The 19297-nt window shown below is 44.3% G+C and carries 17 protein-coding genes; 13 read left to right on the top strand and 4 right to left on the bottom strand.

Annotated features, from left to right (window positions below; translation table 11 throughout):
• Positions 1-43 precede the first annotated feature (43 nt).
• Positions 44-526 carry a methylated-DNA--[protein]-cysteine S-methyltransferase gene (locus tag BK820_RS10645; protein WP_048881157.1) on the top strand — a complete coding sequence of 161 codons (483 nt, stop codon included), beginning with the start codon at positions 44-46 and terminating at the stop codon, positions 524-526.
• A 37-nt stretch (positions 527-563) separates the two neighbouring features.
• Positions 564-1217 (top strand): nuclease-related domain-containing protein, encoded by a 654-nt coding sequence (locus BK820_RS10650; protein ID WP_071320892.1) that lies wholly within the window; start codon positions 564-566, stop codon positions 1215-1217.
• A 16-nt stretch (positions 1218-1233) separates the two neighbouring features.
• Here the strand turns inward: BK820_RS10650 and BK820_RS10655 are convergent, their stop codons facing one another.
• Positions 1234-2184 carry a tRNA dihydrouridine synthase gene (locus BK820_RS10655; RefSeq protein WP_081409058.1) on the bottom strand — a complete coding sequence of 317 codons (951 nt, stop codon included), beginning with the start codon at positions 2182-2184 and terminating at the stop codon, positions 1234-1236.
• A gap of 211 nt (positions 2185-2395) precedes the next feature.
• Here BK820_RS10655 and BK820_RS10660 point away from each other — a divergent pair, with 211 nt between their 5' ends.
• Complete coding sequence (locus BK820_RS10660; protein WP_071320894.1) at positions 2396-3160, top strand: class I SAM-dependent methyltransferase; 765 nt, start codon at positions 2396-2398, stop codon at positions 3158-3160.
• A gap of 66 nt (positions 3161-3226) precedes the next feature.
• Here BK820_RS10660 and BK820_RS10665 read toward each other — a convergent pair whose 3' ends face one another.
• A complete protein-coding gene (locus tag BK820_RS10665) occupies positions 3227-4036 on the bottom strand; it encodes a cytochrome C assembly family protein (RefSeq protein ID WP_004893275.1) in 810 nt (269 codons plus the stop codon).
• Between the two features lie 138 nt (positions 4037-4174).
• Between BK820_RS10665 and ffh the strand changes: the two genes are divergently transcribed.
• The 3 genes from ffh to BK820_RS10680 all read left to right on the top strand — a co-directional run bounded on the left by ffh (position 4175) and on the right by BK820_RS10680 (position 7039).
• Positions 4175-5581: a signal recognition particle protein gene (gene ffh / locus BK820_RS10670; protein WP_004811236.1), complete on the top strand. Its 1407-nt coding sequence runs from the start codon at positions 4175-4177 to the stop codon at positions 5579-5581.
• A 142-nt stretch (positions 5582-5723) separates the two neighbouring features.
• Complete coding sequence (locus tag BK820_RS10675; RefSeq protein WP_071320895.1) at positions 5724-6290, top strand: RBBP9/YdeN family alpha/beta hydrolase; 567 nt, start codon at positions 5724-5726, stop codon at positions 6288-6290.
• A gap of 137 nt (positions 6291-6427) precedes the next feature.
• On the top strand, positions 6428-7039 hold the full coding sequence (locus BK820_RS10680) for an RBBP9/YdeN family alpha/beta hydrolase (RefSeq protein ID WP_005221048.1): 612 nt from the start codon (positions 6428-6430) through the stop codon (positions 7037-7039).
• Here the strand turns inward: BK820_RS10680 and BK820_RS10685 are convergent.
• Both BK820_RS10685 and BK820_RS10690 read right to left on the bottom strand, forming a co-directional pair.
• Positions 6987-7733 (bottom strand): type III pantothenate kinase, encoded by a 747-nt coding sequence (locus BK820_RS10685; RefSeq protein ID WP_071320896.1) that lies wholly within the window; start codon positions 7731-7733, stop codon positions 6987-6989. The genes BK820_RS10680 and BK820_RS10685 overlap by 53 nt on opposite strands.
• 10 nt (positions 7734-7743) lie before the next feature.
• Positions 7744-8499, bottom strand: a complete 756-nt coding sequence (locus BK820_RS10690) for a biotin--[acetyl-CoA-carboxylase] ligase (protein ID WP_071320897.1) — start codon at positions 8497-8499, stop codon at positions 7744-7746.
• Positions 8500-8526: 27 nt separating this feature from the next.
• On the opposite strand from BK820_RS10690, the gene BK820_RS10695 reads away from it, so the two are divergent.
• From BK820_RS10695 to ftn, 7 genes are all read left to right on the top strand, one after another.
• Positions 8527-9336: a sulfite exporter TauE/SafE family protein gene (locus tag BK820_RS10695; RefSeq protein ID WP_071320898.1), complete on the top strand. Its 810-nt coding sequence runs from the start codon at positions 8527-8529 to the stop codon at positions 9334-9336.
• Between the two features lie 260 nt (positions 9337-9596).
• The gene (locus BK820_RS10700; RefSeq protein ID WP_071320916.1) at positions 9597-10289 is read left to right on the top strand and encodes a GntR family transcriptional regulator; all 693 of its coding nucleotides are present in this window, start codon (positions 9597-9599) and stop codon (positions 10287-10289) included.
• 11 nt (positions 10290-10300) lie between these two features.
• The gene (gene smc, locus BK820_RS10705) at positions 10301-13753 is read left to right on the top strand and encodes a chromosome segregation protein SMC (RefSeq protein WP_071320899.1); all 3453 of its coding nucleotides are present in this window, start codon (positions 10301-10303) and stop codon (positions 13751-13753) included.
• A 1-nt stretch (position 13754) separates the two neighbouring features.
• Positions 13755-14741, top strand: coding sequence for a cell division protein ZipA C-terminal FtsZ-binding domain-containing protein (locus BK820_RS10710; protein ID WP_071320900.1), 987 nt, complete (start codon positions 13755-13757; stop codon positions 14739-14741).
• A gap of 94 nt (positions 14742-14835) precedes the next feature.
• The gene (gene ligA, locus BK820_RS10715; protein WP_071320901.1) at positions 14836-16875 is read left to right on the top strand and encodes an NAD-dependent DNA ligase LigA; all 2040 of its coding nucleotides are present in this window, start codon (positions 14836-14838) and stop codon (positions 16873-16875) included.
• A gap of 170 nt (positions 16876-17045) precedes the next feature.
• On the top strand, positions 17046-18020 hold the full coding sequence (gene rlmF, locus BK820_RS10720; RefSeq protein WP_071320902.1) for a 23S rRNA (adenine(1618)-N(6))-methyltransferase RlmF: 975 nt from the start codon (positions 17046-17048) through the stop codon (positions 18018-18020).
• A gap of 405 nt (positions 18021-18425) precedes the next feature.
• On the top strand, positions 18426-18890 hold the full coding sequence (gene ftn, locus BK820_RS10725; protein ID WP_071320903.1) for a heteropolymeric bacterioferritin subunit Ftn: 465 nt from the start codon (positions 18426-18428) through the stop codon (positions 18888-18890).
• Positions 18891-19297 lie beyond the last annotated feature (407 nt).

Raw genomic sequence — 19297 nt, forward strand, 5'->3', positions numbered from 1 at the left:
GCGCTAAAATAATCTTTCTATGGCAATGTAACAGGGTGAAGACATGAACTTAAGCTATATCTATATGGATTCACCTGTGGGGCAATTGCGATTGGTCGCCAGTACTGAAGCACTGGTTGCGGTGCTCTGGGATTGTGAAACGCCGAACCGGGTAAAGCTGGCAACTTTAGTGGAAGATCCTGAGCATCCTGTTCTGGTTGCGACTAAAGTGCAGTTGGAACAATATTTTGCTGGTCAGCGTAGCTGTTTTGATGTGCCACTCGATTTTGCCGGTACACCATTTCAGAAAAGTGTCTGGCAGGCCTTGCTGAATATTCCTTATGGAGAAACTCGAACCTATCGTGATATTGCCCTGGAAATTGGTAATCCGAAAGCGGTTCGTGCCGTGGGGGCTGCCAACGGTCGTAATCCGATTTCGATTATTGCTCCATGCCATCGTGTGATTGGTGCCAATGGCGCTTTGGTGGGTTTTGCAGGTGGACTGGACCGCAAGGAAATCCTGTTAAATATTGAACAAAATAAGTAAGATATATTCTATCCTAATAAAAATCTGACCCAACAAAATGAATCCATTTTTCGCCCCAGTGATTGAAAGTTTCTGGTGGCTGTTTCTTTTATTTTCCTTAGCAGCTTTATTCAAGCTATTTAAACCATATCTCAAAGGGAAATTCGGTGAGTTTGCCGTTATTGTGCATGCTAAACGCTATCTTAAACAGCCGCATTATATTTTGATGAATGACCTGACCTTTGAGGATGGGCAAGGGACTACTACCCAGATTGATCATTTACTGTTAAGCCCATTTGGGCTATTTGTGATTGAAACCAAGAACTATAAAGGCTGGATTTTTGGTGGTAAACGTCAAAAAATGTGGACTCAAAAACTTTATAAACAGAGTTATAAATTCCAGAATCCGCTGCATCAGAACTATAAACACGTCAAAGTGCTGGAACAGGTTCTGACAGACGTTTTAAGTCCACAACATATCCATTCACTGGTGGTGTTTATGCCAGAAGCTGAGTTTAAGACCGCGATGCCAGCAAATGTTTTTCGTAATGCCAGCTGGACGGATTACGTGAAAAGCTTTCAAGAGCCGGTAATTTCTGAAACCAAACTCAATCGGATTCAGCTGCATCTGGAGAAGGCTATGCTGGAGAAATCCAGGCAGACCAATCGTCAACATATAGAGGGCTTAAAGCAGCGTAAGCAAGTTAAATAAAAAATCCCTGAAAAGTTCAGGGATTTTTAGCTGAATGCTGAGCAGATCTGAGCTTTTCAGTAATTTCTTCCAGCGGTTTTACCCGTTTTACTTCATCCCATAGCGACTTCGCTTCAGGATAATGCTTGGACATCATGCCGAGCCACTGCTTATAACGACCGACCATATTCATTTCTTTTTTATAGGAACCATTCAGAAAACGAATTTGCAGACCAAGCAGTTCGTTCCAGCTAATGAGTGGATCATCACTATTTTTACGGATACATTGAGTCAGATCAGGCGTCGTTACTGCACCGCGTCCAATCATCAGATCTTCACAACCAGATTCTAGCTGACATTGCTTGGCATCGGCATTTGTCCAGATTTCACCATTGGCAATGACATTAATTTTTAAGGCTTCACGGATCGGTTGTAGCTGGTCCCAGAATGCAGGTGGGGTATAGCCATCCGCTTTAGTTCGCGCATGCACTGTTACCCAGGCAGCACCAGCATCTTCAATGGCATGGGCATTTTCCAGCATAAAGTTACGGTCCATATAGCCAAGCCGCATTTTTGCGGATACCGGAATATGTGCAGGAACCGCATCACGCACAGCTTTCACCAGCTCATACACGACTTCAGGTTCATCCAGCAGTACTGAACCACCACGATGACGGTTGACGGTTTTAGCCGGACAGCCAAAATTCATATCAATTGCGGGTGCCCCCATAGCAGCAACTTTGACTGCATTGGCTGCCAGCATTTCCGGATTATTCCCCAAGAACTGTACATGTACCGGTGTACCGGCTGCAGTTTTACCTTCATTTAGGAGTTCAGGGCAATAATTATGGTAAACATGGTCCGGCAACAGCGAATCTGTGACACGAATAAACTCGGTCACACACCAGTCAAAGCTTCCGACGGATGTCAGTACATCGCGCATAATCGGGTCCGTTAAGCCTTCCATGGGTGCAAGAACAAGTTTCAACAGTCAACACCTGTGAATTTGAAAAACGGTGTTATACGGCTTTTTCGCCTGAATGTCCAGGTAGTTTAAATTTCATGCTTATAAAGGGAGAGAGCGTGAGAATGGATTTAGTACATATCAACAGATCAGCTGTCTTCAGCACAATAAAATAATAGAGTTTTAAATATTGATGGCTATATTGAAAAGAACAATAAATTTTCAGGATGGCAGTATGGAACAGCCTCATTTCAAGGATTATTTCTCCCAGCAGTCACAGGACTACGCCTTGTTTCGTCCACATTATCCAGACATGTTGGGCAAGATATTGTCAGAGCTGTCACCTGATATACAACTGGCTCTAGACGTTGGTTGTGGCTCAGGGCAGTTTTCAGAGGTCTTGGCAAATTACTTCGATCAGGTGATTGCGATTGATGGCAGTGCTGAACAGCTTGCCCAAGCCAGGCCTCATTCAAAAATACAATATCTTCAAGCTAGAGCAGAAGATATTCCTCTGGCTGACCAGAGTGTTGATCTGATTTCGGTAGCGCAAACTGCACATTGGCTGGACCTGGATAAGTTTTATGCAGAAGTACAACGTATTGCGAAACCAAATGCCATTCTGGCTTTGATTACTTATGGTGTTTTTAATGTTGATGAGGAGCATTTGAATCATTATTTCAGGCATTTTTATGAAGTGACACTTGCTTCATACTGGCCGCCAGAACGTCATCATGTAGATGAAGGTTATCAAAATCTGGCATTTCCATTCCAAGAAATTTCAATTTCGTCCCCTGTGCTGCAAGTTGAATGGAACTTTTACCAGCTGATTGGTTATATGAGTACCTGGTCAGCTGTTAAAGCAGCTACTAAAGCTTTGGGACATAACCCACTCAATATACTGGCAGATACCACGTTATCCGAATGGGAAGATCCGGAATTGCCCAGAGTCATCCGCTGGCCCCTGTCGGTACGGGTAGGCAGAGTAAATCCAGATTAAGTTTTGGCAAATAAAAAGCCCAGTAGTTGGGCTTATGAAAATATTAATTTTAAAAAAATCTTAAACTTACTTATTCAACAACATTTCCAGCACAAACTTGGAACCGATAAAACCTACAGCCAGCAAACCAAAACCGATTAAAGTAAAACGAACAGCCTTTTGTCCACGCCAGCCAAATTTCCAGTGACCAATCAGTAAAGCGCCATAGACCAGCCAGGAAATAATACTAAATGCTGTTTTATGTGCGAGGTGTTGGGCGAAGAAATCATCAATGGTAAAGAAGCCGAAACCTAAGGCAATAGTCAGTAAGACAAAACCGGTCATCAGCATATCAAACAGCAATGATTCCATATCCTGATAAGATGGTAACAGATTGACCCAGACCCGGCGTTTCTGTTTTTTCTTGAGTTCACGGTCCTGAAAACGCAGAATCACCGCCTGAATGGTGGCCATCAGCAGCACTGCATAGGCAGATAATGACAGGATAATATGAATATCAAGACCAAGCGAGTTCTGCACAATGATTTTGGCTTGTGGGGTAAAAGCAAAGCCTAAAATCAGGCCAGTCGCTGCAACCGGAATACCAATCAGATTCAATGGCAGAATAGGGCGATAGGTACTATAAGCCAGACTCAGTAAAAGCATCAGTCCGGAAGTAAACGAAACCAGAACAAAGACATCATAATTTATCCCCATCGGGGTGTGCATGTCACCATAAAGAACCATGCCATGTAACACCAGACCAAGAGCGGCCGTGATACCGACAAACCACTGATTTGGAATACGTTTCGACATTAAATGAACAAACAAATACCAGAAAGATGCGGTATAGGCGACTAATGCCAAAATTGTATAAACCAGAGGGAGGCTAACCATGTCTAACCTTTTTAAGGGTGATGAATATTCATTTATATAAATTCGATGCGAACTACAGTATCCTATAGCATTCTATGCATAAATTTTCTATTTTAAGAAACAATTTTTTGCTCACGGCTATTTTAAGCGGATTTTGCAATGTTTGATACCTTAACAGAACGACTCACGCAGAGTTTAAGAAATGTTACTGGCTCAGGGCAGCTAACCGAAGACAATATTAAAGATACGTTACGTGAAGTACGTATGGCACTTCTTGAAGCCGACGTTGCGTTACCTGTAACTCGTGAATTTATCGCGAAAGTTAAGGAAGAAGCATTGGGCCAGGAAGTGATGACTCAGTTATCTCCAGGCCAGGCCTTCGTCAAGATTGTCTATGACGAATTAACCAAGATGATGGGTGCGGCGAACGAGAGCCTCGACCTGGCAGCAAAACCACCTGTGGTTGTGCTACTTGCTGGTTTGCAGGGTGCGGGTAAAACCACGACTGCTGCAAAACTTGCACGTTTCTTACAAGAACGTCAAAAGAAAAAAGTCGCGATGGTGTCTGCCGACGTATACCGTCCAGCAGCAATCAAGCAGCTACAAACGGTTGCGGGTGAAGTAGGTGCGATTTTCTTTGAATCGAATGCCAATGAACGTCCAATTGATATTGCTAACCGTGCCATCGAACAGGCAAAAATCCAGTTTGCTGATGTCCTGATTGTCGATACCGCAGGCCGTCTGCATGTCGATGATGACATGATGGACGAGATCAAAGAGTTGCACGCTGCGATTAGCCCAACTGAAACCCTGTTCGTGGTCGATGCCATGACTGGTCAGGATGCGGCAAATACTGCAAAAGCCTTCAACGATGCTCTACCTTTGACCGGTGTAATCCTGACCAAGACTGATGGTGATGCACGCGGTGGTGCAGCGCTTTCTGTTCGTGCTATTACTGGCAAGCCAATCAAGTTCCTGGGGATGGGTGAAAAGCTGGATGCGCTTGAGCCATTCCATCCGGAACGTGTGGCACAGCGTATTCTTGGCATGGGTGACGTGCTTTCTCTGGTCGAAGAAGTTGAACGCAAAATCGACAAAGAAAAAGCCGAGAAAATGGCGAAAAAACTGCAGAAAGGCGGCAGCTTCAACTTTGAAGATATGCTGATGCAGTTTGAGCAAATGAACAAGATGGGTGGCATGATGGGCTTCCTGGATAAACTTCCAGGGATGAGCAGTGCTGGCCTTCAGGATGCAATTGCTCAAGCCAACCCTGAAAAACAAATCAAGAAAATGGAAGCGATCATCCAGTCTATGACTGTTAAAGAGCGTCGTAACCCTGACTTGATGAACCCAAGCCGTAAGAAGCGTATTGCAGCAGGCTGTGGTATGGATGTTGCTGAAGTGAATAAACTGATCAAGCAGCATGCCCAGATGGCGAAAATGATGAAGAAATTTGCCAATCCATCAGGTATGGCAAAAATGATGAAGTCACTCGGCGGCTTGCAGAAACAGTTTGGCGGCGGTGGTGGCATGGGTCCACTGTTCGGCGGCAACGACAAGAAATAAGTTCTTTGTTTAAAAAAAGGCGCTTCATGCGCCTTTTTTGCTTTTTAAGATATACAGTTTAATCAAAGCATACATTTACTTACCCAATCCTGTCGTTAGCTGAGGCAGACTCTTTAAAAAATGCAAACACAGGAGTAATAAAATGACGCAAGTGATTGTGGTACACGGCTATACGGCTGGTCCAGATGAAAACTGGTATCCCTGGATTCAGCAAAAAGCTAAGGAAGAAGATGTAAGCCTAAAAGTTTTACGACTTGATCCCTCTACCACACCTCGGCTGGAAACCTGGCAAAAGCAGATGCAGGAGCAGATAGAAAGCGTCGATGAGAACAGTATCTTTATCGCTCACAGCTTAGGCACTATTGCGGCTTTGCATTATTTATCTCATAAATTGAAACAGCAGAAAATCAAGCAACTCGTACTCATTGCTGGTTTTAATGGGCGACTCGGACGTCTGGAAGAAGTGAATCCATTTATTGATGCTGCCCAAATTGACTTTGATTTATTGAAGCAGCAGATTCAGGAACGAGTGGTCATCTATTCTGAAGGTGATGATCGGGTAGCACCAAAATTTAGTCTGGAACAGGCAGAAAGTCTGGATGCACAAGTGATTAAGGCTCAGCATTTTGGTCATTTTATTGACTCGCAAGGCTGCACTGAACTGCTTGAAGTCTGGCAAAGTATTGAACCAAATCTTATACGCCAATAAGTGTTTCGAGGCTGAAAAATTAAACTTTACAAAATGGGTGCTAGTGGTCTGGAAATTTGCTTGAAAGCTTTGTAAAACATGTTAAAACAATGAGCCAGTAGCATCATTATTTTAACAATTAGTATAAGTATACAGCGATGACAAATAAATCAGGAAACGTTTATATCATTCATGACTATCAGTCGACCTCTAATGACCATTGGTATCCGTGGTTAAGTCGACAGGTCAAGAAACTTGGTATTGATGCTAAGCGCATCATGTTAGCCAATCCATTAGAACCGAAAATGCAAGATTGGCAACAAAGTCTGGCAGTGCAGATCCCGCAAATGGATGCCGATACCATTCTGGTAGCACACGGGTTGAGCTGCCTGAGTGTGCTGAAATTCGTAGAACAGCACTATCTGACTCACCGTAAAGCTATTCGTGGAGTAGTGATGGTGGCAGGTTTTGATCAGCCGCTGGTGATGTGGTCAGAACTGAATGATCTAGTGCGCAGTGTAAAACTGGATTTCAAAACACTTTCTAAAAGCTATAAATACGGGGTTATGTACATTTCTAACAATGATCCACATGTACCCACTGCCATGTCTTTAAGTCTGGCCCATCGACTTCTCAATACCCAGATTTTTGAAGTCTTGCAGGCAGGACATTTTGAAAAAACTGATGGTTATGCGGATTTCCCACAGCTACTGGAAGTCATCCAGCGGCTATATGGTCTAAATGAGCTGCAAAATGCTGCAGGCCTTTAAGTAACAGGTCGGATTCAATCACGGGGTGAAAGGATTGTAAATGCTGTGCAAACAGAGGGGCATCTCCACCCGTGAGAATCAGCTGGGCAGGAAAGTCACTCAACACCTTTTCAATGGTGCTGAGTAGCCCGAGCAGAATACCGTGATGTACTGCATCAATGGTATTGCGTCCCGGGCTCAGCTCTTCAAACGCAGCATCTGGAATTTTAATGCCTTTAGTATTCTGAATCAGGGCATCCCGCTGTAGATGTAAGTTTGGCAGGATAAAACCCCCCAGATGTTTTTGCCCTTGAGCCAAGTCAATGGTGAGAGCGGTACCACAGCTAATGACGCAATAGTTTTGTGTATTCGATGTTGCAACTGCCAACACCTGTAACCAACGGTCAATTCCGAGTTGAGCCGGATCATCATAACCACAGATCAGGCCTGCATATTCAGCATGAACTTTGGCAAAGATCACTGGAATATTCAGGCGTTTTAGAATTTTCAGGATACGGTCATTATTTTGCTTATCTAGTACAGAAGAGATTCCCACCTGATGCAAGCCTGATCCCATAAAATGCTGAATCAGACCCAGCAGTAAATCCGCTGGAGACTGTAGATGCATTTCAGCCGCATGTTCAATGATACGGTCTTGTTCCGTGATCCAGTATTTAAGACGTGTATTGCCAATATCCAGCCATAATTTTTTCATTGATCTTGCCTTAGCTACCAGTCTTTAAACGTAATTGCCCTTGATAAAAGGTTTGAATACCAGATTCAGTCTTAATCTGCACCGCGCCATCTTCCTGAATGCCGACAAAGATGCCTGCATATTGTACTTGTAGGTCAGTAAATTCCACCTGTTGTTGAATGAAAGCTGCATGATGGTTAAAGCGTGCTGCCAGATTATGGCTGCCATGATTAAACCATTGACCTGCCTGTTGAATGGCCTGATAGAGTTCAGCAATCAGCTGGTTGCGTATCACTGTAGCCAGGCCCAGTTCAGAAAGGGAAGTGATCGGCTGATCCAATTGTTCTGCTTCAATCGGGGCCAGGTTAATTCCCACACCGACCACTGCCTGATGGGTAGAGATCGGCTCTACCAGAATGCCGCCCCATTTGGCATTCTGACTATATAAATCATTTGGCCATTTCACTTGCAGATCAAGCTTTTGCAAGCCAGGCATTTGCAGAATGTTGAGTGCAACTTCAAGCGCGAGACGACCATCAATCGGTATCTCTGTATTCAGCAATGTGCTTAAATAGATATTACCTTCCGGAGAAATCCATTGGCGTTGACGTTGGCCCCGGCCCTGAGTTTGGGCACGACTGCTGACCAATACCTGTCGAATGCCTTTTTGAGCGAGATCCCGGACATCGTCATTGGTCGAAGTGGTGACGGGTTTCAGCAACAGGACTTCAGGCAGTTGTCCTGCATCTTTAAGCAGTTGCTGCAGTTCGCGAGTTTCTACATCCATCTGAATTTAAACGTGGTAAATGTCGTTATGGAGTTAATCATATATTTGTTGATTGGTGCAATTGCTGGTTTCACCGCAGGCCTGTTTGGAGTCGGTGGTGGCCTGATTATTGTGCCAATTCTGTACATTGTATTTACCCAGCTCCAGTACGATCCAAGTGTCATCATGCACATGGCAGTAGGAACCTCTTTGGCGACGATTATTGTGACCTCAATCAGTTCGGTCATGGCACATCATCTCAAAGGTGCAGTACTTTGGCCTGTTTTCCGTAATCTGGCACCTGGTTTGGTGATTGGATCGTTTCTCGGTGCAGGCATTGCAGACTATTTACCGGGTCAAGGCCTGCAGCTTTTGATTGGTTTCTTTGCAGTATGGGTGGCTTTTCGAATGTTTAGCCGTGCCAATATCAAGATTGATCCAGCAAGCACACTACCTTCTACGCCAAAACAAATGGCGACTGGGGCTGGAATTGGTATTGCCTCTGCAATCTTTGGAATTGGGGGTGGCAGTCTGACAGTGCCATTTTTAAACCGGTGTGGCGTAGTGATGCAAAAAGCCGTGGCGACTTCAGCTGCATGTGGACTCCCCATAGCGATTGCTGGCGCACTCGGATTTATGTGGTTTGGTAAGCAGTCGGATGTTACGGTACCCAATACCATTGGCTATATTCATATATATGCTTTTATCGGTATCAGTATCATGAGTTTCTTTACTGCCAAAGTGGGGGCAAAAGTGGCACATCTATTGTCACCGGTCATGTTGAAGAAATGTTTTGCGACCTTATTAAGCGTTGTCGGTAGCTATTTTATTTATCAGGGTGTCAGAGCCTTTCTGTAAGGTAATTTATTTAATACAGATTGCAGAAAAGAGAGTTTAAGTACTCTCTTTTTTTATTTGATAAATATATTTACGCTGATAAAGAGAATAAAAAACAGCATAAACAACCGCTAAGCTGGTTTATATAGAGGCTGGTTGGCTGCGTAGACAGAATATTGTCTGACAATGTCAAAGCATTCCTTCAATAAAATAGGTTAAATAAATGAAAAGTCATTCAGCATGACAAGAACTGCATCAATAAAAATAAAGACAGGATGGCCATGCACGAGGAAAAAGCAAACAGCTTGTCTGAGCAGATCGCCAGGCATATCAGTGAACAGATTATTCGTGGTGAGCTCGTCGAAGGTGAGCGGATCCAGGAACTGAGAATTGCATCAGAACTTGATGTCAGTCGTGGTTCTGTACGCGAGGCATTATTATTGCTGGAACGCACCCAGCTCATCGAAATCTATCCGCGCCGCGGTGCCATTGTCTCAGAAATGTCTGCACTGCAAGTTCGTGCCCTGTTTGAAATGTGCTGTCTTCTGCTAGGTCAGATCGTGCAGCGTATGGCTGAAACCTGGCGCCCGCATGAGGCAGAGCGTGTTCAGCTATTATTAGAACAATTAGAAGCGGAAACCCGTCAAGGTCACACCGAAAAGTTTTATGATTTGATCTTTCAGGGCTTGGAGCAGCAGGACATGGTTGGTAATCCCTATCTGATGCGTTACTACCATGAGCTACTGCCTTCACTGCGACGCAGTTACTTTTTAACCCTGAATATTTCCAAGCGCGAGCTACAAGAATCTTTTGATCTGTTTAAGCTGGTAACTGATGCAATTCTGAGCCGAAAATCACATCAGGCCACTTTATTTATGGAAGATTTTTGTCGACACTTGCGCAACCTTGTGTTGGAATCACTAACACGGATGAAACAAATTGAACTTGCGTGGGCGAGACGCTCGCGCCGTTAAATCAGGACATTATGCGTTTAAGCAGTTTAAAACTTTCAGGCTTCAAATCTTTTGCCGATAGTACAACTTTACACTTTAAAGATAACCGGACTGCCGTTGTGGGGCCCAATGGTTGTGGCAAGTCTAACGTCATCGATGCAATTCGCTGGGTAATGGGGGAGTCGAGTGCCCGTCAGTTACGGGGCGGCAGCATGCAGGATGTGATTTTTACCGGAACGGCCAAACGTAAACCGGTGGGAATTGCCAGTGTAGAACTGCGCTTTGAAAATACCTATGGCAAGCTCGGCGGTGCCTATAATGCCTATAACGAGCTGGCCGTACGCCGTCAGGTCAACCGGGATGGCAAGTCTGAATATTTCCTGAATGGCACCAAATGTCGTCGTCGTGACATCACTGATATTTTCCTGGGTACTGGTCTGGGACCACGTTCCTACGCCATTATCGAGCAGGGCATGATTAACCGTCTGGTCGATGCCAAGCCTGAAGAAATGCGGGTTTATATCGAAGAGGCAGCGGGCGTATCGCGCTATCAGGCCCGCCGTCGCGAAACCATGCAGCATCTGGAACATACCACCCAGAATCTGTCTCGCTTAGAAGATATTGCTTCCGAACTCAAGTCCCAACTCAAAACCTTAAAACGCCAGTCCGAAACTGCAATTCAATATAAAGAACTCGAAGGGCAGATCCGTACCCTGAAAATTGAAATACTGTCATTCCAGTGCGAGCAAAGCCAGCGCTTGCAGGAAGAATATACCGTTGAGATGAACACGCTAGGCGACAGCTTCAAGTTAGTACGTTCTGAACTGACCACGGTTGAGCACGATCTGGGAGCAACCAGTGAGCTGTTTCAGCGTCTGATTCAGCAGTCCACCCCATTGCAAAATGAATGGCAACAGGCCGAGAAAAAGCTAGCTGAACTAGAAATAAACCTGAAGCAGAAACAGTCTCTGCTGGAGCAAAACTCAACCAGCCTGGTGCAACTAGAACAACAGAAAGCTCAAACCAAAGAACGTTTACAGTTGATTGAATTGCAACTGGATACCCTACAAGAGCAACTAGAAGATCAAACCACACAGTTACAACAACAGGAAGGTTTAAGTCAGGATCAGCAACAAGGTTTGCAGGAACTGAAATCTCAACAGGCTTCAGTCGCGACCCAGTTTGCTCAGATTAAAACTCAAGTCGAACAGCAACAGCAGCGCAAGATGCAGATGCTGGCACAAAGCGAGCAATTAGCTAAAAATATCGTTCGTATCGAGCAGCAAAAAGAAACCTTGCAGCAACAATCAGCTCAGATTCAGAATCAAGCACAGCAAGATGAGCTGGAACAGTATCATCGGGAGAAAGCTGATACTGAACAACAGCTTATTCGCCTAGAAAGCCATTATGTTGAGCTGAGCCAGCAGCTGGAACAGGTCAAACAGGCACATAGCGAACAACAGCAACAACAGATACAGTTGAAAGCTGAGTTGCAAGTATTGAATGCAGAAAAGAAAAACCTTTCCCAACTTCTGGCGAAAGCTAATCCGGCAGCTAAAGCGGATACCGTGCAACTGATGCATGTGCTAAAACTGAATGAGCAGGGCAAAGCCCATGCCAGCCTGATCGAAAAATTCCTGGAAAAATGGCTGTCTGCTCAGGTACTTTCGGATTCAGATCATTTTCTGGAAAATACAGCACGTCAACTGAAAGCACAGCAATCGCCTGCTAAAATCCAGCTAGCAAATGTCCAATCTCTGGCGGACTGGATTGAAAAACCACAGTATTCTTTATGGCAGCAGGTCGCCGTAGTGGAAACCCTTCAGCAAGCGCTACAACTACAAAACCAATTGCAGTCGGGTCAATCCATCCTTAGTTTAGATGCTTATCATGTCGGTCCAGACTGGGTGATTGGACTAGAGTTTGATGAAGCTAGCCAGGCAGGTCAAGGCGCACTGAGCCACCGGATTCGTCTGGATGAAATTGAACTACAACTAGCTAAGCTGGAAGAGCAATCCCGCCAAGCTGAACAGCATTTGGCTGAATCAAAAGAACAGCTGACAGCGCTGCAAATTCAGCTACAGCAAATCACCAGTCAACAGCAACAGGCACAGAAGCAGCTGCAACAGCTGGACTTAAATATTGCCAAAGTGCAAAGCGCCGCTCAGGCTTTTGCTGTGCAGAAACAGCAGTTGCAGAACCAGCTCCAGCAGCTAGATGAACAGCTTGAAGAAGATGCAATGCAAAAAGATGATCTGGAAATTGATCTGCATGCATTAAACCTAAAACTGGAACAGGCTTTACCGAATTATAAGACCTTGCAATTCCAGCTGGATGAACTGACTACGCAACTGGAAGATTGCCAGCAGCAAACCCACAATGCTCAGCAGGAACTGGAAATTACTCGTCGTCAATCGGTTCAGTCCAAACAGCAAGTCGAATTGCTAGAAAAAGACCGGGTATTCCTGAAAGAGCAATACCAGCAAATTATTAGCCAGATTGAACAGGCCAAGAAATTTATTGATCCGGTACAGTTAGAACTGCCGCATCTGGAAAGCCAGTTTAACGAGCAGGTGGAATTGACAGGGAAACTGCAAAAAACCTGGTCGGAATGGCAGGTCGAGCTGAATCAGGTACAAAATAAACAACAGCGGCTCACTGAACAGCGTCATCAGTTCCAGCAGCAGGATGAAATGTTGCGGAATACACTGGAACAGAAACGCCTGGCCTGGCAGGCAGCTAAATCTGATCTGCAACACTATTCTGAGCAGCTAAAAGAATTGAATAGTGAAGTCATTACTGGTCTGAATATCGAAGTCAAAGTACATCAGGTCAAGCTGGAAAAAGCCCAATCGCAGTTCGACAAGCTCGGAGCGGTGAATCTTGCAGCATCTGAAGAATATGAAGAGGTTTCAAAACGCTATAATGAGTTGAGCCATCAGATTCAGGATCTGGAAAATACCGTCGAGCAGCTGCAGGCGGCCATGAAGAGCATCGATCAGGAAACGCGCAAGTTGTTTATGCATACTTTTGATCAGGTCAATGCTGAATTGCAAAACCTGTTCCCGAAAGTATTTAATGGCGGCGAAGCGAGCTTAAGTCTTGAAGACGGATGGCAATCAGGTGTAAAACTGATGGCACGACCACCGGGTAAGCGTAACAGTTCATTGGCTTTATTGTCTGGTGGCGAAAAAGCATTAACAGCATTGGCTTTGGTGTTTGCGATTTTCCGTCTCAATCCAGCGCCATTCTGTGTGCTCGATGAAGTCGATGCACCATTGGATGATGCGAACGTGGGGCGTTTTTGTAATTTAGTCAAAGAGCTTTCAGAACAAGTGCAATTTATTTACATCACACATAATAAGCTTGCAATGATGATGGCAACAGACCTCTTGGGTGTGACCATGCCTGAACCGGGCACCTCAAAACTGGTTACAGTGAATTTGGAACAGGCAAAAGAATACGGCTTAGCTGCGGAGGCATAAAATGGAAATCACTACTATTCTCGGGATTGTTGTAGCAGTCGTGATTATGCTCTTGGGCATTCGAATGATCATGAAAAAACCTGCTGATGCAGCACCATCATTGGATTCGGAATTACATATTGATCCAGACAGTCAGACACCGGTTATTCCGCGTCATGTGCGTGCCCAGCTGTCAGCACAGGAGGCAGAGGCGCAACGTGTTGAACCGAGCCTGAATGCGGAAACTGTTGAAAGCACAGCACCTGCAACAGAACCAAAAGAAACGGCAAAAGTAGAGCCGACATTGACGGAAACAGCCAAGCCTGTAGCAGAATCTGCAAGCCCGCTGGATACGCCAATCGTTCAAGAGGCTGAAGCAGAAGTCGCAAAAGCTGAAGTAAAAGAATCATTTGCTGAGGAAGCTAAGGCTGAAAATGCTGTTACAGAGGAAGTCAAACCTGCTGAATTTAGCCTGAACAGTAATATTGAAAAAGCTGAAATTTCAGACTTTGAAGATGAAAGCAGTATTCTTGATGCGCATCTGCATGAACAGAAAGTCGTGGATGATGAGTGTGCATTGGCGAATGCAGAAATGATTATTTCGCTGAGCGTCATTCCACAAGGTCGTGTATTGTCTGGTGAAAAAACGCTAAAAGTTCTGCTGAAATACGGCCTACGCTATGGTGAGCTGGCTTGTTTCCATCGCTACAGCGAAGATGGTTCTAAACTGCTATTCTCGGTATTACAGATCACCGATACCGGTATGGAAGGTTTTGATCTGGAAACTTTGTCAACTGAAGAAGTAAAAGGTCTGGCATTCTTCCTGGCACTGCCGCACAGTGATGTACAAAATGCTTTTGATACCATGGACAGTATTTCACGTCTGATTGCCCGTGAAGTAGACGGTATTGTCTATGATCAGAACCAGCAGGAGTTTACACCGCAGCTGCGTGAGTTCTGGCGTCATCAGGCGATTGATTACCGTGCGGGACAGCCAGCAGAAGTCTAAGTTTCTGTATTGAAACTGGACATTTCGATTTTTATAATAGCCAAAACTGAAGAATATACAGGGCGGGTTTTCCGCCCTTTTTTATGGTGAAACTATGACCCAGGAAACCACTGTCGTTGCGCAAATGCGCCAGCTGATTCAACTGATTGTCAAGCATAATCATGCCTATTATGTGATGGATCAGCCGACGATTGAGGACAGTGAATATGATCAGCTTTTTCATCAGCTCAAAGCCCTTGAAGAACAATATCCAGCATTGGTGCAGCCGGATACACCGACTAACCGTGTAGGTGGTCAGCCTTTAGCAAAATTCATGACTGTAACGCATGCCGTACCGATGCTGTCTTTAGGCAACGTATTTAATAAAGAAGATTTATTTGCCTTTGCCCGCCGTATTGAAGAACGCTTGCCGAACCAGAAAATTGAATATGATGTCGAGCTGAAATTTGACGGTCTGGCGATTTCCCTGTGGTATGAACATGGCGTATTGGTACGTGGTGTAACGCGTGGCGATGGTGAAACTGGGGAAGACATTACCCAGAATGTAAAAACTATCCGCAACCTGCCAAAATTATTATGTGAAGGTCACTGTAAGGTGCCTGACCTGCTGGAAGTACGCGGTGAAGTCTTGATGCCGAAATCCGGTTTTGAGAAGCTGAATGCGGCGAACTTGGCCAAAGGCGAAAAGACTTTTGCTAATCCACGCAATGCTGCCGCAGGTAGCTTGCGTCAGCTGGACCCAAATATTGCTGCTTCACGGCCACTCGCATTCTATGCCTATGGTATTGCGCAGTGTGTGCCGCATCATGGACAGACTACGATGTCTGCAAGTCTGGAATGGCTACAGCACTTTGGTTTCGCCGTGGGTGAGCGTCATTTTATCTGCGATAGCATTGAAGAAGTACAGAAAGTCTATGAGCAGATCAATGAGGAACGTCCAAACCTCAGTGTTGAAATTGATGGCATGGTGATCAAGGTCAATGACCTGAAACAGCAACAGCAATTGGGCTTTTTAAGTCGTGAACCACGCTGGGCAACGGCTTATAAATTTCCTGCAGTTGCAGCACTGACGGCAGTTGAAAATATTGACTGGCAGGTGGGTCGTACCGGGACTTTGACCCCTGTCGCACGCTTGAATCCCGTCGCAGTTGGTGGCGTGACAGTTTCCAATGTGACCTTGCATAACATTGGGGAAATTCACCGTCTGGATGTCCGGATCGGGGATACGGTCAGCGTTTACCGTAGTGGGGACGTCATTCCTAAAGTTGAAAAAGTCTGGCCAGAATTCCGTCCTATTGACGCAGTTGAAGTACATCTGCCAGAAAACTGTCCGGTGTGTGGTTCCCCTGTAGTGATGCCAGAAGGTGAAGCACTGGCGCGCTGTTCAGGTGAGTTGTATTGTGCTGCACAGCGTATTGAAACCATCCGTCACTTTGTGTCACGTAAGGCAATGGATATCGAAGGCTTGGGTGATCGTTGGGTAGAATCTTTATTGCACTTAAATCTGTTGAAAGATGTGGCCGATATCTATCACCTGCATGAACATCGTGATCAGCTGCTACAGATTGAAAAAATGGGCGAGAAATCTGTTCAGAACTTGATTGATTCTATCGAGAACAGTAAGAAAACGACATTGGCTGCTTTCATTTATGCATTAGGTATTCGTGGTGTCGGTGAGACCACAGCACGTATGCTGGCCAATACTTTCCAGACGCTGGATGCTTTACGTCGTGCTGATCTTGATGCGTTAAAGAAAACCCCAGATGTCGGTGATATTACGGCTGAATGGATTCTGGATTTCTTCCAGGCACCGCATAATCTGGAAGTACTGGATCGTCTATTGGCAGCGGGTATTCACTGGGATGCACCAATTGCGCCAACACGTCAGCCTTTGAATGGCGAAAGCTGGGTGGTAACTGGAACTTTAAGTTCCATGGGGCGTGATGAAGCAACTCAATTGCTGCAAGCTTTAGGCGCACGTGTGAGTGGCAGTGTGTCGAGTAAAACCAAATGTGTGGTTGCAGGTGAGAAAGCTGGTTCGAAGCTGGATAAGGCAGAAAAGCTCGGCGTGCCAGTATTAAATGAAGAACAGTTTATTGCCTTAATGAAAGAGCATGGTCAACTTCCTGCTTAATCGATCTTAAGCATGAATTAAAAAAGACATCCTCGGATGTCTTTTTTAATGGCTTGATTGGGTTGGGCTCGTCATGATGAACTGAATTCACGTACAATATTGATCTATTGACAGGTATTGAGCCTGTCTCATCAGATGATTCTGTTCTCCCGTTGATGATTGGCATACACATGGCGCAAGCAAAGAAAACTTTTCCGCAACAAAAATCGGAATTACATGTACGAAATCTGCATCGCAGTCGTTACGATTTCCCTCAGTTAATGAAGACTTGTCCGGAACTTGCGCCTTTTGTCAGCCCGAATCAATACAACGATCTTTCAGTCAATTTTTCTGATCCACTGGCTGTGAAAATGCTCAATAAGGCATTGCTGAAGCATTTTTATGGCATTCAATATTGGGATATTCCTCAAGATTATCTTTGCCCACCGATTCCGGGTAGAGCCGATTATATTCACTATTTGGCGGACTTGTTGAGTGCCAATCATCAAGGTCAGATTCCAACAGGACCTGCAGTTCAAGTCTTAGATATTGGGGTTGGTGCGAACTGTATTTATCCAATCATTGGTCATCGTAGCTATGGTTGGAAATTTGTCGGCTCAGACATTCATTCTGCATCCGTTAAAAGTGCTCAATTTATTGTCGAGGCGAATCCAAATCTACGTAAAGGGATTCAGATTCGATTGCAGAAGAACTCAAACAATATTTTCAAAGGTCTGATTAAACCTACAGATCGTTTTGATTTGACGATGTGTAACCCGCCATTTCATGCCTCGCAAGATAAAGCAGATGCCACAGCAACGCAAAAATTAAGAAAACTCGGCAAGCCGGTTGATCGGACAAAGGTGGTGTTAAACTTTGGTGGTCAAAAAAATGAACTCTGGTGTGACGGTGGTGAAGAACGCTTTGTCTGCCAAATGGTACAAGAGAGCATACAGTTTGCTGAGCAATGTCTTTGGTTTAGCACACTCGTTTCTAAGAAAACCACATTGCCTGTGCTTTTAAATGCGTTGCGTAAGAGCGGAGCAGGGGATGTGAAAATCATTAAAATGACGCAGGGGCAAAAAGAAAGTCGTTTTGTCGCTTGGACTTTTTTAGATTCAAAGCAACAACAAGCATGGAGAAATGCACGTTGGACTTCAGCTTAAGCTTATTTTCATCTGAGGATGAGTGAGCTTGTCGGTGCATGACGAAGATTTGGCTTGTTTATACCAATGAACAAGCTTAATTTTGCTTATAGGATAACTTGATGCCGATACACTCAGCGTTTCTGATTTGATACGCATGCAGTTCAATGAATATAGGCCACAATGATTTTGAATCTAGTTACAAAAAACAATACATTATAAAAGTACTTTGATCTTGTTCATCTAAGCTGAGTACTGAGTGCAAGGTATTGTTTTATAAATAGGAATTTATTCAACTAAAACTGTAAATGAAAGTACTTCTCATTTTAATTATTTAAAAATCATATATTTACGTAAATTTTATTTTGCAAATCCAGATGATTTTCTCCATAATAAGTCCATAAAGGTAGGGAGGGAGTTATAAAAATGCGTGGTAATCCAGAAGTCGTAGATTATTTGAATATGTTGATCGGTGGCGAACTGGCTGCTCGCGACCAATACCTGATCCACTCTCGTATGTACGAAGATTGGGGCCTGACCAAAATCTTTGAACGTATTGATCATGAAATGCAGGAAGAAGCACAGCATGCGGACGCAATTATTCGCCGTGTTCTGTTTCTGGAAGGTACACCGATCATGACCCGTGATGATGTAGAAATCGGTGAAGATGTGGTGAGCTGTCTGAAAGCTGACCTGAAACTGGAATATGAAGTTCGTCAAAAACTGGCAACAGGCGTGAAACTGTGTGAAGAGAAGGGTGACTACGTGACGCGTGACATGTTACGTCAGCAAATGTCAGATACAGAAGAAGATCATACTTACTGGCTTGAAAAGCAACTACGTTTAATTGAGCTGATTGGTCTGCAAAATTATATTCAGTCCCAGATGTAAGATTTGAAAAATCCCGCCAGTTGAGCGGGATTTTTTTTAACAACGAATTTTCAAGGATTTTAATAACATGTGTATGGTTTTTTGATCCTCAGCTGAAAACTCACTCATGTTAATATTAAATTCTTGCTGATCAGTTTTAAGTTTAAATAGATGAATGTCGGGGTTGTGTGGTGGAATTAAAATATACTGAATTTTAGTACGGGCATTCAGTGGAAAGATTTGACCGATTTTCATATGACCCAAAGACCAATAAATTTGATCTGCGTCTATCTCCAGTTTTTTGAACTTGCTGATTCCATAAAGTGCCAAATAGGCCATCATTATGGTCAAGATGATAATACTGATGTAGTGATCAGTATATTGAGCAGGTTGATAAAAAACAGCCGAGAACCACTGACTTAGTATTG

Origin of the sequence: Acinetobacter sp. LCT-H3 (genome assembly GCF_001866125.1) — a bacterium.
In the GTDB taxonomy this organism is placed as follows: Bacteria; Pseudomonadota; Gammaproteobacteria; order Pseudomonadales; family Moraxellaceae; genus Acinetobacter; species Acinetobacter schindleri.

Excerpts from the sequence above, each read along its gene's own strand:
- BK820_RS10645 (WP_048881157.1), top strand. The coding sequence starts at position 44 with ATGAACTTAAGCTATATCTATATGGATTCACCTGTGGGGCAATTGCGA.
- BK820_RS10690 (WP_071320897.1), bottom strand. The coding sequence starts at position 8,499 with ATGGATGTAGAAACTCGCGAACTGCAGCAACTGCTTAAAGATGCAGGA.
- smc (WP_071320899.1), top strand. The coding sequence starts at position 10,301 with ATGCGTTTAAGCAGTTTAAAACTTTCAGGCTTCAAATCTTTTGCCGAT.
- BK820_RS10710 (WP_071320900.1), top strand. The coding sequence starts at position 13,755 with ATGGAAATCACTACTATTCTCGGGATTGTTGTAGCAGTCGTGATTATG.
- BK820_RS10675 (WP_071320895.1), top strand. The coding sequence starts at position 5,724 with ATGACGCAAGTGATTGTGGTACACGGCTATACGGCTGGTCCAGATGAA.
- BK820_RS10685 (WP_071320896.1), bottom strand. The coding sequence starts at position 7,733 with ATGAAAAAATTATGGCTGGATATTGGCAATACACGTCTTAAATACTGG.
- ffh (WP_004811236.1), top strand. The coding sequence starts at position 4,175 with ATGTTTGATACCTTAACAGAACGACTCACGCAGAGTTTAAGAAATGTT.
- BK820_RS10665 (WP_004893275.1), bottom strand. The coding sequence starts at position 4,036 with ATGGTTAGCCTCCCTCTGGTTTATACAATTTTGGCATTAGTCGCCTAT.
- ligA (WP_071320901.1), top strand. The coding sequence starts at position 14,836 with ATGACCCAGGAAACCACTGTCGTTGCGCAAATGCGCCAGCTGATTCAA.
- BK820_RS10680 (WP_005221048.1), top strand. The coding sequence starts at position 6,428 with ATGACAAATAAATCAGGAAACGTTTATATCATTCATGACTATCAGTCG.
- BK820_RS10695 (WP_071320898.1), top strand. The coding sequence starts at position 8,527 with ATGGAGTTAATCATATATTTGTTGATTGGTGCAATTGCTGGTTTCACC.
- ftn (WP_071320903.1), top strand. The coding sequence starts at position 18,426 with ATGCGTGGTAATCCAGAAGTCGTAGATTATTTGAATATGTTGATCGGT.
- BK820_RS10660 (WP_071320894.1), top strand. The coding sequence starts at position 2,396 with ATGGAACAGCCTCATTTCAAGGATTATTTCTCCCAGCAGTCACAGGAC.
- BK820_RS10700 (WP_071320916.1), top strand. The coding sequence starts at position 9,597 with ATGCACGAGGAAAAAGCAAACAGCTTGTCTGAGCAGATCGCCAGGCAT.
- rlmF (WP_071320902.1), top strand. The coding sequence starts at position 17,046 with ATGGCGCAAGCAAAGAAAACTTTTCCGCAACAAAAATCGGAATTACAT.
- BK820_RS10650 (WP_071320892.1), top strand. The coding sequence starts at position 564 with ATGAATCCATTTTTCGCCCCAGTGATTGAAAGTTTCTGGTGGCTGTTT.